Raw genomic sequence first — 13,172 nt, 5'->3', positions numbered from 1 at the left:
TAAGGACGGCATGAACCGACGCAGCGGCACCGGCTACACCGGCATCCCGCCATGGATTTACGCCATCGCGGCGGCAGGAGCACTTTTTGTCCTGCTGCCGCTGGTGGCCATGGTGGCCAAGGTCAACTGGCCGCAGTTCATCCCGCTGATCACATCCGAATCCTCAGTCACGGCCCTGGGCCTGAGCCTGCGGACGTCAGCCGGAAGCACTGCCCTGTGCGTCATCTTTGGCGTGCCCTTGGCACTGGTCCTGGCCCGGAACCGGTTCCCCGGCCAGCGGCTGCTCCGGGCCTTCGTCCTGCTGCCCCTGGTCCTGCCTCCCGTCGTGGGAGGCATCGCCCTGCTCTACACGTTCGGACGCCAGGGCCTCCTTGGCAAGAACCTCGAACTCGCCGGAATCCAGATCGCCTTCTCCACCACCGCCGTCGTCCTTGCCCAAACGTTCGTCGCACTGCCGTTCCTCGTGGTCAGCCTCGAGGGCGCCCTGCGCACCGCCGGCAACAAATACGAGGCCGTCGCCGCAACGCTCGGGGCGCGCCCGTCCACCGTGCTGCGCCGCGTCACCATCCCGCTGGTCCTGCCCGGCCTGGCCTCCGGCGCGGTTTTGTCGTTCGCACGCAGCCTGGGGGAATTCGGGGCCACCCTTACCTTCGCCGGCAGCCTTCAAGGCGTGACCCGAACCCTCCCGCTGGAGATCTACCTGCAACGGGAGACCGACGCCGATGCCGCCGTCGCGCTCTCCCTCGTCCTTGTTGCCGTGGCCGTCACAGTCGTCGGACTCTCCTACCGTCGCCCCCGCAGCGGGGCACTGCCGGAAAGGGCGCCGCAATGACGTTTCAGCTGGATGCCAGCCTTGCGGCACGAGGCTTCGATGTCTCCCTCAGCCTGGGGCCGGCCGAGACCGTCGCCGTCCTCGGCCCCAACGGCGCCGGCAAGTCAACGCTCCTCGCGATCATCGCCGGCCTGCTGCGCCCCGACACCGGCAAGGCATCGATCGGGGACGAGGTACTCTTCGACCTGGCGGCCGGCCGGACCGCCTGGAGTGCTCCGCACAGCCGGGGCACGGCGCTCCTGGCCCAGGAGGCCCTGCTGTTTCCGCACCTGAGCGCATTGGACAACGTCGCGTTCGGACCGCGCAGCGCCGGCGCCTCCAGCGCCGAGGCCCGCGCCACAGCAATGCACTGGCTGACCGAGGTCGACGCCGAATCCCTCGCCTCACGACGACCCGGACAGCTCTCGGGGGGACAAGCCCAGCGTGTTGCCGTTGCCCGCGCCCTGGCCGCCGACCCCGAACTGCTGCTCCTCGACGAGCCCATGGCTGCCCTGGACATCCACGCCGCCCCGCTGCTCCGCCGTCTCCTCAAGCGCGTCCTTGCCGGCCGCAGGGCCATCATCATCACCCACGACATCCTTGACGCCCTGATGCTGGCAGACAGGGTGATCGTCCTTGAGGACGGCCGGATCAGTGAGCAAGGACCCACGCGTGACGTCCTCGAAAAGCCGCGCAGCCGGTTCGCGGCAGGACTGGCCGGCTTGAACCTCGTGACCGGGATTGTCGGCGACCACGGCATCACCACTCCCCAAGGACAGTTTGTCGCCGGCAACTCCGCCGACACCATCGCCTCCGGGCAGGACGGCGTTGCGGCTTTTCCGCCCTCGGCAGTGTCCGTGTTCCTCACGGCGGAGCACGGCAGCCCGCGCAACTCATTCCGCGTCGCCATCACGGACCTCGAGCCGCACGGCGACCAGATCCGCGTCCACGGAGGCGGCCTGTCCGCCGACATCACACCGGCCGCGTCGGCCGACCTCGGACTGACGCCCGGCATGACCGTCTACTTTGTCATCAAGGCAGCCGCCATCGCCATCTACCCGGCCTAGGCAGCTGCCGCCTCAGGACGGGGAGCCCCGGACACCTTCCCCCAGCGCCAGCAGGGAAGAGCCGGGGCACGGAATAGCCGGCCATGGCGAATCCGGGCGGCCCGCTACTCCCGCGGGTTGGTCCGCCGCGTGTCCGCATCGGTTCGCGGATCCCGGTCCGCGTCAACGTCGCGCCCAGCGTCCGCGTCAGCCCGCCGGCCGCCGTCCTCATCCACGTCCGGGTCCAGGGCATTGGCCTTGTGAAGGTGCTTCTCGGAGTCCGTCCGGAAGCCCTGCGCCTCAGCCTGCCGCTGCTCGGCCTGCTGGCGGAGCCTTGCCGCCTCAACCTGGGCCTTCTCGGCATCGGCTTTGGCACGCATGGCCTGGGCTTCATTTTCACGGGCCTGAAGTTCCGACTCCTCAGCTTTGCTGCGGATTTCGGCCGCATGCTGACGGTTCTGCTCATCGCGCTTCTGCCGGAACGCTTCCCTGCGCCTGCGGTTCATGAGCAGAACAATGAGTGCGATGACGACAATGACAACGACGATCCAAATCCAGACGGTTGCATCCACCGTGGATCCACCTCTCTCCCTATCCAGCACCGGCCGGCCATGTGCGCGTACAGCGGGTTGCACCTGAACGCGCGACCAATTGAACTAGCGGCAATCGTGGTACTTACAATCTAATAGTAATCATGCTTACTATTTAGGGCCAGCAATGCCGGGTGGTGATCCGCGGCCCACCTTCTTCGAGAGAGAGCGGCGATGAAAGACGACCAACAGCTTCCGGAGGACGGCCCTGAAGCGCCCGGGGACACAGGCACTCCGGCCAGCGTGCCTCCCCACGTCCCCAACCCGCTGAATTCCACCCAACTGGCCGAAAGTCCAGCATCCGGCACGGGGATGGCTGATGATCCGCTCGCCGGAAAGCAGCCGGCCGACGACCCTTCGGGCAGCGACCCGCTCACCCTCGACCGCAGGAGCGCCGCCCGCCCGCAGGGTGAGTGACGACGGAAAGGATGGCCTCATGGCCCCGAACGAAGCCCCCGACACCAGTACGGCCAAAGCGGCCACAGCGCCGGCCCCGGACGACGAACGCAAGCCCGACAGCCCGTCGGACGTCACCAAACCGTCGTGGAAGTACATCGCCCGCAAGACGCTCCGCGAGTTTACGTCGGACCAGTGCCCCGACCTCGCGGCCGGGCTCACCTACTATGGCGTCCTATCGCTGTTCCCGGCACTGCTCGCACTGGTTTCGCTGCTGGGGATCTTTGGCCAGCCGGAAAAGACGACGGCGGCACTCCTCGACATTGTGCAGGGCATCGCGCCCGGTTCCACCGTGGACATGATCCGCCAGCCTATTGAGGAACTCACCAGGTCCCCCGCCGCCGGGTTCGCCCTGGTGATCGGGCTCGCGACGGCCCTTTGGTCCGCTTCCGGGTATGTGGGCGCGTTCGGCCGCGCCATGAACCGGGTTTACGAAATCGATGAAGGCCGCGGGTTCGTCAAGCTCAGGGGGACGATGCTCGGAGTTACGCTTCTTGCCGTCGTCATCGTGGCGCTCCTGGCGGCAATGCTGGTGGTCAGTGGCCCGGTGGCCGAAGCTGTGGGCGGCGTCCTGGGGCTCGGCGGGGTGTTCCTGACGGTCTGGAACATTGCGAAGTGGCCGGTTATCCTCCTGCTGGTCATCGTGATCATTGCCGTGCTCTACTACGCCACTCCCAATGTCAGGCAGCCGAAGATCCGGTGGATGAGCATTGGCTCCGTCATTGCCTTGATGGCGTTCGTGCTCGCCTCCGTCGGGTTCGGGTTCTATGTGGCCAACTTCAGCAGCTACGACAAGACGTACGGTGCGATCGGCGGCGTCATTGTGATGCTGCTGTGGCTGTGGATCCTGAACATGTCCCTCCTGTTTGGCGCGGAGTTTGACGCTGAAATGGAGCGCGGCAGGCAGCTGCAGGCGGGCATCGAGGCGGAGGAAACGATTCAGCTGCCGCCCCGCGATACCAAGAAGAGCGACAAACTCCAGGAGAAGGAAGAAGAGGACATCCGGCGCGGACGGGAACTGCGCGAGAAGTACAGCGAGGAAGGCGGCGCCGGGGCGGACGACGACGGCGGGAACCGCCGCGCAGGCGCGGCCCCGGACCGCGGCGGCCGGTCAGCCGGGCGCGACAGCCACTGACTCGGCCACGGCGTCCGCCCCCAGCGTCCGCAGGTACGCTCCGAAGCCGTGGGGTGCCCGCGCGGAGGTCCGCCCCGATGTCACCACCCGGATGGTATCGGTGGCCACCACCGCGAATCCGCGCCGCCGCAGCCGGCCCACCAGGACGCTGTCCTCCGAGGACGGTATTTCCGGAAAGCCTCCGGCCAGCCGGTACGCCGACGCCCTGACGCCCAGGTTGGCTCCGTACACATGGGGGTGGCGCTCTTGAACGGGATGCCGGCTGCGCCACCTCCGGAGGACTTCAGGATCCATGCCGCGGGGATCCGGCTCGACGGAACCCAGCACCACGTCCCAGCCGGCGTCGGCCAACTCGAGCTGGCGCCATAGCCAGTTCTCCGGGACACGCGAATCGGCGTCCGTGCTGGCCAGCCAGATGCCGCCCAGGCCCGGGCGTTCCGGGCCTGGGCTTTCCGGGATGGTGTTTTCCAGGCGCGGCGGGCCGTGGCCAAGGGCGGCCGCCACTCCGGCGGCCCTGCTGGCGCCGGCGTTGCGGAAGGTTTGGTGCAGCACGCTGAACCGCTCGTCTGTTGCGGCGATGCGGGCAGCGATGTCAGCCGAACCGTCGGTGCAGTGGTCCAGGACCACGGTGATTCCGACGGTGACTGAGGGCCGCCGTTCGGCCAGCGCCTGCGCTGCCACCTGGAGCGCGCGGAGGGCGTGCTCGATGTGGTGTTCCTCGTCATGGGCCGGCATCACCACCTCAACCCTGCGGACCGGCGGCCGCACCGGCTCAGGGCTCATCCGAAGCCTCCGGCGTTATTCAACGGATCCGGCCTCACTCGGCGGCTCCGGCGCAAAGAACGTTTCGATCACAAAATCACGCTCCCGGTACAGGCCGGCGGTGGGCCATCCGAGCCGGTGACGTGCCCGCGCGTGGACGCCATCGCCGTCGAGCTCCCAGCCGGAAATGGGATGCCTCCAATGGCACAGCAGCAGGGTCCCGCCGGGGGCCAGCGATCCGACGATCCTCGTGAACAGCCCGTCGAGCTCCAACGGCGCAAGGTAGTAGCCCACTTCGGACAGCACGATCAGGTCGAAGCCGCCGTCCGGCCAGTGCTGCGGAACCGTGAGCTGCCTGGCCTCGGCGGCGGCAAAGGGTGCCAGCCGCTGGGCCGCACTGGCCACGGCCGCGCCGCTGGCGTCAACGGCCAGCAGCCGTCCGCACCGCCCGGCTAGCTCCGCGCTCAAGGTGCCGATCGAGCAACCCACTTCCAGCCCGGCGTCGTACTTTGGCTCAGGCAGGGCAGCGAGCGTCAGCGCCCGCTTGCGCTGCTCATACCAGCTGACGTCGTACCCCCACGGGTCATCGGCCCGGCGATGCAGGGCATCAAAGACGCCCTCGGCGTCGCGGGCGCCCAGCGTTCCGGATACCGGAGGAAGCCAGGAGAACACCTCGAAGGGGCGTTCAAAGTGCGCCAGGAAATGGTCCTCCAGGAGCGCCTCGTCCCCAGGCCGCTCGGACAGGGGTTCCAGCTGCGAGGCGTGGGTCCGCAGGGCGCCCTGTTTCGCCCGCTGTTCCTCGGCGCCCAGCGGCAGCCGCACCCAGCGGCGCCATTCCGGGTGTTCCGGAGTTGCCCAAAGCCAGTACCAGATGGGATATTCCAGCAGCCCGTGGCCGCCCGCCTGCGCGAGTTCGGCCGCGATAGCGCCCAGCGTGTCGTGGTCCGGGTGCCCGTCGGAGCGGTAGGGGGCAACAATCACCAGCCGCTCAGCCGGGCCGCGGTGCCGGCCGATGGCGTCTTGAGCGTGCCGCGCTATCTCCCCGCGGTGTTCTGCCAGCCGGCCGTCCGGAAGCTCCAGGAACTGCCAGCCGCCCGTGGGCCGGAGCACGGACATCGCGCGCCCGAACTCTTCGAGCCGGACCGCGGCCAGCTGCTCCGGCGTGGTGGTCGGAGAGACCGGATGGGACGCCTCCCCCGCGGTACACAACAGCACCTCCGCCTCGGCACCTGCCGCCTTCAGCCGCGCCAGCAGGCCGCCTGCTCCAAGCGTTTCGTCGTCCGGGTGGGCTGCAAGGAGGATGAATGCCGTGCCGGCCAGCTCGCCCTGGTCCAGCGGCAACTCGCCCAGCGTGGCCAGCCCGGCCGCCTCCCAGGCTGATTCGTCCGTGCCGGCGTCAGTGTGCGAAAAGCTCACCACTCGTGCTCGCCCTTGAGCGTGAGGGCGCCCAGCTGCGCGTCGTCCCGCAGGGCATGGTGCTGCCGGACGTACAGCGACAGGTCCGCCATGCACTTGCCATACCGCTCGTCGAACGCCAGCGGCCCGGGTCCCAGGTTCTGGCTCACCAGGAGCTGGACGCGTTCGACGGCGGCAGCAACGGTCCCGCGGACCCGGAGCGCCTCGCTCCACGCGCCGGAACTCCTGCCCGGTTCTTCCGGCAGTTCCCCATGTCCCGGGCGGGCGTCGATGAGTTCTGCAGTCCGGGCAAGATACTGGAGGGCGGATGTGAGGATCCGGTCCACTTCGCCGAGGCTCGCGAGCGCCACCTGGTCAGGTTCCCGCTGGGACTGTGCCCCGCGTATCAGGGCTGCCTTGAAATGCCGGCCCAGCGCCACCGCGCCGCCCAGCCAGCACGCGGCGACCCCCATGCCGCCCCAGGCGAAGCCCGGGCGCTGGAAATACCAGCCGTCTCCGCCCAGCGGCACCGCCGGAACACGGTCGAAGTGGACGGTTCCACTGGGTATTTCCCGCAGGCCCCGGCTTGTCCATTCCGGGTCGACGCAGGTCACACCGGCATCCCTGAGGTCTATGGCGAAAGCGGCCCGGCCGCCTGATTGCGTATGTGCCGTCACGACGGCATGGTCCACGAACTGCGCCAGCGAGCACCACGGTTTAGACCCGCTGAGGCGCACGCCGCCGTGTTCGCCGCCGTGTTCGCCGTCGGATGGTTCGCCGCCGGACTGGGGCACGGCGGTAAGGCGTGTGCCCGGGGCCTCGGCGGCAAAGACGCCCCAGGTTCCGGTGAAGGAGTCTGCGGCCCTTGCCTGGGACAGGATGGCGCCGGCGTCCAGATGGGGTTCCAGGATGCGGCCCGCAGCCACGTCAATCGCAGCTACGGAGGCCAGGAGTTCCCACAGCCGGGCTGTCTGGCCTTCTCCCGGCTTGGGAGCGAACCGGCCCGCCTGATTGGCTGCGGCCAGGAGTGCCGGTACGTCCCCCACGGCAGCGGCCATCGCCTCCAGGGTGGTGTCCAGCTCCGCCAGCTGCTTCGGGGAGGAACTGATGCCAACTGCCTGCCAGGGGCGGTGCGGCGGGGTCATGCACTGCTCGCTGACATCGCGCGCTGCAGCTCGACCAGGTCGGCGACGACCCTTTGAGGGTTGGCGGCCAACGCCTGGGATGCTTTCATCTCTTCCTCCGCTGCAGTATGCCAGGGACCGGCCGCCTGCGGCCGGGACCATCATTCCAAGCATACTTAGCTTCGGCGCCGCAGGCCGCGCGCGCTGCACGGTTTCCGCCCGGTTCCGGGCGCCGGGACGCTCCTCGGTCCGGCTGCCGGTGGTGTCCGGCTGTTCCTAGTGCCCGGCCGGCCACAGCACGGTGGCCTGAACGTTTCCCACCGGCACGCTGCCGTATGTCCGTGAGTCGATGGACCCGGCCCGGTTGTCGCCGAGGACAAAAACGTGGCCGGCGGGCACCGTGACCGGCCCAAAATACGTACCGTCGATCCGGCTGTGGTCAATGCCCGGTTCGGGCTGCGGTACGCCGTCCACCACCAGCACTGAGTCCTCGATTGCCACCGTCTGGCCCTGGAAGGCAATGGCACGCTTAATTGCAGGGCTGCCGTCCTCCGGACTCGTGAACACCACAAGATCGCCGGCCCTGAGTCCGCCCAGGACCGGCCCTGGCTTGAATATCAGCACAGTGCTCCCCCGGGGCACTGCCGGTTCCATGCTTTCCGAGCTGACCGTCACCGGCTCCACTACCCACAGGCGCGCGGCCAGCACGGCCGCCGCCAGCAGGGCCGCCGTCGTGATTTTCTTTCCCCGCCGGGAATCGGTCACGACGGAGCTCCTTTCGTATGCTGCCAGGAGCATGACCGGGCCGTCTTGGAAAAAACCGGAGCCGCCAGCAGGCCCGCAGGGGCTGATTTGGCGCCACCCCTATTTAGGCCCCCTCAAATCGATGGTCTAACCCCGCAGGCCGGGAAGGACCCTCCCGACCCCCTCGCTGGGCGGTCCAGAGACCTGCGAAGAGGCCGGTCCCGGGAAATTCCCAAGTCCCTGCCCGCACGCTTGTCATTGTCCTGAACCGGACGGTGGCCGCCGCCGGTGACGGACCAGGACCGCCGGGTCCTGTGCCGTATCCCCATCGGCACCAGACCCGGCGTCCGCCCAAGAACGGCCTGCGGAGCCATATTTCCGCCTCAGCGGCTGGTTTTATCCGACTTTTATCCAAGGTCTTTAGTTCACTTTGAAATTGGTCGGGAATGACTTTCTGGCCTGGCCTTGAGGGTACTGGGGGCCACAAATCGAGTGTCCATCTAAGGAGTCACCATGTTCTCGCAATCCGTGAAACGGCCGATGATGCCGGACGGAACAAACCGCATCGAACCCGCCCACCACCGGTCCACGCCGACCGCCGCGGCACGTCTCGCCCCTGTTGCTGCGGGGGCCCTGTTGGCCGCCGCACTCGCACCGCTGGGCGCGGTTCCGGCCGGCGCCGAAACGGCCGGAATGGGTCCCGTGGATTCGGCCAACGGCTTCCCCACCTGGTATTCGGACGGAACCGTCAAGCTGCAGTTGTGCTACATCGCCAACAGCGGGTGCCTCACCGAGCCGCCAGACCCGAACTCGCCGGCGTCCTACCCGGACAACTTCCCGGATGAGGCCTTCTGGTTCAATGCCGAGGCCAGCGGCGGGAATCTCGGTCTCTACGAGGCTGCCCTTGAGGCAGCCCACGTTAACGGGCCTGTGGTCGACGGCGACCAGATGGGATTCGGCCGGCTGCGGTTCCGGCTGAACAACCTCGTGGCGGGAGCCTCGTACACCATCACCCACCCCTACGGCGTCCACACCTTCACGGCAGCAGCGGACCCGCAGGATCCGAGCCTGGGTGAAATCAACGTGACCCTCGATGAAGGCTGCACTCCGTCCGCTACGGCTGCCTGTGACTGGGCCAGCGTCGGTGCTTCATTCCTTGGCGACTTCGCCTCGGGATCCACCGCCACCTTCCTCCGCCAGGACGGCGCCGCCGCCGGAACATTGGGCGACATCAATACCGCCAGGACCGTCACGGGCGCCCCGTCCGGCACCAACGCCGTCATCGTGACAGGCCCTGATGCTGGCGGCTCCGGAGTCGACACGCTCACGGTCAACACGTTCACTGTCCAGGGGCTCATAGACGGAGCTTCAGACGGCGCACCGTCCGCTCCCGACCTGGCGGCGGCCAGCGACACCGGCCGTTCCTCGACGGACAACGTCACCCGTGTGACAACACCGACCATCACCGGGACGCTTCCAGCCGGCGCGTCCGGACCCGTTCAGTTGATTGTCGACGCCGGCGCCCCCCGGGCGACAACGCTTTCCGGCTCCACCTACTCCGCAACGCTGGCGGCCCTGCCGCAGGGCGTTCACCGGGTGCAGTCCCGCATCACCAATCCGGCCTTCGCAGCCGATCCCACCCAGCCGCAGTTCCTAGTCTCCTCGACGCTGACGTTCACGGTGGACACCACTGCGCCCGGCGTTTCCGTCACGGCGCCGTTCCCGTCAACACCGAGCTTGGACAACACGCCCACGCTTAGCTTCTCGGGTGAAGCCGGGGCAAGGTTCGAATGCCAGCTGCAGCCCAGCAACCCCATTTGGGATGCCACCTGCGCCTCACCCAGGACCTGGGATGCACAGGCCAACGGCACGTACGTCTTCAACGTTCGGGCCACGGATGCGGCCGGAAACGTCAGCGCCCTCGCAAGCCGCACTGTGCAGATCGGGCAGGGCACGGCGGCCGCCGCCACGCCCAAGCTTCAGGACTTCAATAGCGACGGCCGGGCGGACATCGTGTCCAGGGACACTGCCGGAAGGCTTTGGCTCTACCGGGGCAACGGAACCGGCGGCTTCCTCCCCAGGCTCCAGATCGGCAACGGCTGGGGCAGCATGACCGCCATGGTCAGCACCGGCGACTTCAATGGTGACCGCAAAGCGGACATCGTGGCCCGGGACTCCGCTGGTGCCCTCTGGCTCTACCGCGGCAACGGCGCAAGCGGCTTCACCGGACGCGTCCAGATCGGCAACGGCTGGACCGGGTTGAACAACATCGTCGCCCCCGGCGACTTCAACGGCGACCGCAAGCCCGACCTGGCAGCACGGGATGCCGCCGGAAACCTGTACCTTTACCTCGGCAATGGCACGGGCGGCTTCCTCGGACGGACCCAGATCGGCAACGGCTGGAACACGATGAATGCCATCGTGGCTACCGGTGACTTCAACAGCGACGGCAAGGCCGACCTGGCCGCCCGCGATACGGCCGGAAACCTCTGGCTCTACCGTGGCAACGGCTTCGGATCGTTCCTCGGCAGGGTCCAGATCGGATCCGGCTGGAACGGCCTGAGCGTTGCCGGGACGGGGGACTTCAACGGCGACCGTCGGGCTGACCTGACGGCCCGCGATGCTGCCGGAAACCTGATTCTCTACCGTGGCAACGGGGCGACCGGCTTCCTCGGCAAGGCCCAGATCGGCACGGGCTGGAACACCATGAACGCCATCATGTAGCACCGGCATTCTGAGTTCCGACGCAGCACCGCCCGCGTACAGCCAGTACGCGGGCGGTGCCGCGTCGTGCCGGGTTTATGCTCTGTAGGCTTCGCGGCCAGGGGGCCGGGGAACCCGGCTAGCGGACCACGGCCAGCGCGAAGCCGTCCCAGCCCTTGGACCCCACCGTCTGGATCACCGTGGCGTCGAGCCTGGCGTCCTCCCCCATCAGCTTCAGCGCGCTGACGATCCCCGGGGCGTTGACCTCGTCCATGGACGGATCCAGCACCGCACCCTCCCACACCACGTTGTCCATGACAATGCTGGTTCCCGGCCGGCCCAGCCGGACAGCCCAGTCCAGGTACTTCGGGTTGTTCTCTTTATCCGCGTCGATGAAGACAAAGTCGAACGGTGCGCCGCCCTCGGCCTGCAGCGCAGCAAGCGTGTCCAGCGCCGCGCCTATCCGGATCTCCACTTTGTGGCCCAGCCCGGCAGCGTCCACATTCGCGCGGGCTATGTCCGCGTGTTTGGTGAGATATTCACACGTGACCAGCTGGCCGTCGTCGGGAAGTCCCTGGGCCATCCAGATGGTGCTGAATCCGGCCAGCGTGCCGATCTCCAACACCCGGCGCGCGCCGGAAGACATGATCAGCAGCTTCAGCAGCTTGCCCGCATTGGCGGTCACCTCGATGGGCGGCATGCCGGCGTCGACGGCGGACTGCACCGCGCGCTTAAGCGCACCGTCCGGATGGACCACGACGTCGGACAGGAACTCTTCTACGGCCACCCACTCGGGCCGGGGCTTGTGCTCAAACATGGCCCCAGTCTCCCAGCAACCGCGCTGGCGGGCTAGACGTACTGCCAGCACCCGCCGGCGTCTCCGCTGCCTTCTGCGGCGGGGTCAGGAACCCCCGGCTATGGCGCTTTCCAGGCGATCGACTTTTGCGGTGATCTCACCCGAGAAGCCGGGCCGGATGTCCGCCTTGATCACCAGGGACACCCTGCTGCCGAACTTGCCCACCGCCTCCGTCGCGCGTTTGACCACGGCGAACACCTCGTCCCATTCGCCCTCGATAGTGGTGAACATGGAATCGGTCTTGTTGGGCAGCCCGGACTCCCGGACGATGCTGACGGCGGCGGCCACGGCGTCGTGCACGGACGCATCCGCTGCGCCACCGGCCCCCGCGTAGGCAGGGTCGGCAGGAATTCCGGACGGGGCGACTGAAAATGCAAGCAACATGGGTCCAGTCTGACACGGTCCGCCAGACTCCCCCGGGCGTGTGCTGCGTCATATTTGGCGCTACCACTGGGTAACGAAGTCGGGAAGACACGGCGTTGCTAACCTTTATTCATGAACCTCGCAGTAGAGCGCAAACCCCTCCGTGCCGACGCTGCCCGCAACGTGGACAAGATCATCAACGCGGCCCGCGAGTGCTTCCGCGAGTACGGCCCGGACGTTCCGCTGCAGACCATCGCCGCCACTGCAGGAGTGGGACCGGCTACGCTCTTCCGTAATTTTTCGGACAAGGAACAACTGGTCCTGGCGGCGCTGAACCGCCAGCTCCGGCTCCACGTGGACCCCGTCATCGATGTTGCTCTGGCGGGCCCGGACGCGGCCGAAGGCCTCTTCCATGTCATTGACGCCGTCATGGCCGCCGCCAGCGAGAACGCCAACCTGCTGGGCGCCGTCGCCGGGCGGCGGGACCTGCTGACCGGTATCACCGGCAGCCTGATCGAATCCGTCGGCGTGCTCCTTGGCCGCGGGCAGGGGCAAGGGACGCTCCGCATCGACATCTCACTGACGGACATGGTGAGGCTGCTGGCCATGCTGATCGGCGTGGTCGACACCATGGAACCGGGATCCGATGCCTGGCGCCGCCCTGCCGCGCTGGTCGAAGACGCTATCCGTTCGGAACGGCCCGGCCGGCCGCTTCCGCCGCAGGTTCCGCTGCCCAGCGCCCAGTTCGAGTAGCCCGGCTCCGCCCCTTCCGGGCCCTTTCGACGCGGCCCCCTCTATTCCGTCGAACCGGCTTGCACAGTAAGCTAGGCGCACCAGTGGTTAGGCAGCCAGCCTCGGGAATTCCATAACGGAGTACACAATGTCATTCTCCACTCGTGAACATTTCACCCCGGCTGCGTCAGCATGAACCGCTCTCAGCTCGCACATTTCATGAAGCTGTCCGAGGACCCCGAAGCCACGTTGACCGCGGCCTCCACCGATGACCTCGGAATCATCGTGGACGCGCTCTACCGCAACCTGGACACGCCTAAGCCGGTTTTCGGAGCCCAGGACTGGTATGACCTCGCCACCGAAGAACTGGCCCGGCGCACGTCCTCCGCCGCATCGGACTCTTACGGGGCAGCTTCTTCTCCGGACGCCTACGGGGCCGCCTAGCCCATTCCAGG

14 protein-coding genes are annotated in these 13,172 nt (G+C 67.7%); 7 read left to right on the top strand and 7 right to left on the bottom strand.

All coding sequences use genetic code 11. From position 1 onward, the window contains the following. Positions 1-10: 10 nt before the first annotated feature. Positions 11-832: an ABC transporter permease gene (locus ABFP37_RS11935; protein ID WP_078029112.1), complete on the top strand. Its 822-nt coding sequence runs from the start codon at positions 11-13 to the stop codon at positions 830-832. Beyond that, on the top strand, positions 829-1,878 hold the full coding sequence (locus tag ABFP37_RS11930; protein ID WP_078029111.1) for an ATP-binding cassette domain-containing protein: 1,050 nt from the start codon (positions 829-831) through the stop codon (positions 1,876-1,878). The genes ABFP37_RS11935 and ABFP37_RS11930 overlap by 4 nt, the downstream gene beginning before the upstream one ends. 104 nt (positions 1,879-1,982) lie before the next feature. Here the strand turns inward: ABFP37_RS11930 and ABFP37_RS11925 are convergent, their stop codons facing one another. Further along, a complete protein-coding gene (locus tag ABFP37_RS11925) occupies positions 1,983-2,429 on the bottom strand; it encodes a hypothetical protein (RefSeq protein WP_078029110.1) in 447 nt (148 codons plus the stop codon). A 192-nt stretch (positions 2,430-2,621) separates the two neighbouring features. Between ABFP37_RS11925 and ABFP37_RS11920 the strand changes: the two genes are divergently transcribed. After that, a complete protein-coding gene (locus ABFP37_RS11920) occupies positions 2,622-2,864 on the top strand; it encodes a hypothetical protein (RefSeq protein ID WP_347033696.1) in 243 nt (80 codons plus the stop codon). Positions 2,865-2,883: 19 nt separating this feature from the next. Continuing rightward, positions 2,884-4,038 carry a YihY/virulence factor BrkB family protein gene (locus tag ABFP37_RS11915; RefSeq protein WP_347033695.1) on the top strand — a complete coding sequence of 385 codons (1,155 nt, stop codon included), beginning with the start codon at positions 2,884-2,886 and terminating at the stop codon, positions 4,036-4,038. Here ABFP37_RS11915 and ABFP37_RS11910 read toward each other — a convergent pair. The 4 genes from ABFP37_RS11910 to lepB all read right to left on the bottom strand — a co-directional run bounded on the left by ABFP37_RS11910 (position 4,015) and on the right by lepB (position 8,084). After that, complete coding sequence (locus tag ABFP37_RS11910; protein ID WP_347033694.1) at positions 4,015-4,821, bottom strand: glycosyltransferase; 807 nt, start codon at positions 4,819-4,821, stop codon at positions 4,015-4,017. The genes ABFP37_RS11915 and ABFP37_RS11910 overlap by 24 nt on opposite strands. Before the next feature lie 15 nt (positions 4,822-4,836). Then, on the bottom strand, positions 4,837-6,216 hold the full coding sequence (locus ABFP37_RS11905; protein ID WP_347033693.1) for a bifunctional PIG-L family deacetylase/class I SAM-dependent methyltransferase: 1,380 nt from the start codon (positions 6,214-6,216) through the stop codon (positions 4,837-4,839). After that, positions 6,213-7,340 (bottom strand): hypothetical protein, encoded by a 1,128-nt coding sequence (locus ABFP37_RS11900; RefSeq protein WP_078029107.1) that lies wholly within the window; start codon positions 7,338-7,340, stop codon positions 6,213-6,215. The genes ABFP37_RS11905 and ABFP37_RS11900 overlap by 4 nt, the downstream gene beginning before the upstream one ends. 255 nt (positions 7,341-7,595) lie before the next feature. Beyond that, the gene (lepB, locus tag ABFP37_RS11895; protein ID WP_260680898.1) at positions 7,596-8,084 is read right to left on the bottom strand and encodes a signal peptidase I; all 489 of its coding nucleotides are present in this window, start codon (positions 8,082-8,084) and stop codon (positions 7,596-7,598) included. 492 nt (positions 8,085-8,576) lie between these two features. Here lepB and ABFP37_RS11890 point away from each other — a divergent pair, with 492 nt between their 5' ends. Continuing rightward, entirely contained in the window at positions 8,577-10,787 is a 2,211-nt protein-coding gene (locus ABFP37_RS11890; protein ID WP_347033692.1) for an FG-GAP-like repeat-containing protein, read from the top strand. Between the two features lie 118 nt (positions 10,788-10,905). Here ABFP37_RS11890 and ABFP37_RS11885 read toward each other — a convergent pair whose 3' ends face one another. Both ABFP37_RS11885 and ABFP37_RS11880 read right to left on the bottom strand, forming a co-directional pair. Continuing rightward, positions 10,906-11,583, bottom strand: coding sequence for an O-methyltransferase (locus ABFP37_RS11885; protein WP_144275850.1), 678 nt, complete (start codon positions 11,581-11,583; stop codon positions 10,906-10,908). A gap of 84 nt (positions 11,584-11,667) precedes the next feature. After that, a complete protein-coding gene (locus ABFP37_RS11880; protein WP_144275851.1) occupies positions 11,668-12,006 on the bottom strand; it encodes a thiamine-binding protein in 339 nt (112 codons plus the stop codon). A gap of 111 nt (positions 12,007-12,117) precedes the next feature. Between ABFP37_RS11880 and ABFP37_RS11875 the strand changes: the two genes are divergently transcribed. Further along, complete coding sequence (locus tag ABFP37_RS11875) at positions 12,118-12,738, top strand: TetR/AcrR family transcriptional regulator (RefSeq protein WP_078029103.1); 621 nt, start codon at positions 12,118-12,120, stop codon at positions 12,736-12,738. 171 nt (positions 12,739-12,909) lie between these two features. Continuing rightward, positions 12,910-13,161, top strand: a complete 252-nt coding sequence (locus ABFP37_RS11870) for a hypothetical protein (RefSeq protein ID WP_139362877.1) — start codon at positions 12,910-12,912, stop codon at positions 13,159-13,161. The last annotated feature ends 11 nt before the right edge of the window (positions 13,162-13,172 follow it).

Source organism: Burkholderia sp. RS01 (genome assembly GCF_039748055.1).
Taxonomy (GTDB): Bacteria; Actinomycetota; Actinomycetes; order Actinomycetales; family Micrococcaceae; genus Arthrobacter.
The sequence above is the reverse complement of the archived record's forward strand: the minus strand, read 5'-3'. Positions and strand labels throughout refer to the sequence as shown.

Bases quoted from the DNA above. Each gene is read 5' to 3' on its own strand.
- ABFP37_RS11930 (WP_078029111.1), top strand. From the start codon at position 829: ATGACGTTTCAGCTGGATGCCAGCCTTGCGGCACGAGGCTTCGATGTC.
- ABFP37_RS11885 (WP_144275850.1), bottom strand. From the start codon at position 11,583: ATGTTTGAGCACAAGCCCCGGCCCGAGTGGGTGGCCGTAGAAGAGTTC.
- ABFP37_RS11880 (WP_144275851.1), bottom strand. From the start codon at position 12,006: ATGTTGCTTGCATTTTCAGTCGCCCCGTCCGGAATTCCTGCCGACCCT.
- ABFP37_RS11890 (WP_347033692.1), top strand. From the start codon at position 8,577: ATGTTCTCGCAATCCGTGAAACGGCCGATGATGCCGGACGGAACAAAC.
- ABFP37_RS11900 (WP_078029107.1), bottom strand. From the start codon at position 7,340: ATGACCCCGCCGCACCGCCCCTGGCAGGCAGTTGGCATCAGTTCCTCC.
- ABFP37_RS11915 (WP_347033695.1), top strand. From the start codon at position 2,884: ATGGCCCCGAACGAAGCCCCCGACACCAGTACGGCCAAAGCGGCCACA.
- ABFP37_RS11870 (WP_139362877.1), top strand. From the start codon at position 12,910: ATGAACCGCTCTCAGCTCGCACATTTCATGAAGCTGTCCGAGGACCCC.
- ABFP37_RS11920 (WP_347033696.1), top strand. From the start codon at position 2,622: ATGAAAGACGACCAACAGCTTCCGGAGGACGGCCCTGAAGCGCCCGGG.
- ABFP37_RS11875 (WP_078029103.1), top strand. From the start codon at position 12,118: ATGAACCTCGCAGTAGAGCGCAAACCCCTCCGTGCCGACGCTGCCCGC.
- ABFP37_RS11910 (WP_347033694.1), bottom strand. From the start codon at position 4,821: ATGAGCCCTGAGCCGGTGCGGCCGCCGGTCCGCAGGGTTGAGGTGGTG.
- ABFP37_RS11935 (WP_078029112.1), top strand. From the start codon at position 11: ATGAACCGACGCAGCGGCACCGGCTACACCGGCATCCCGCCATGGATT.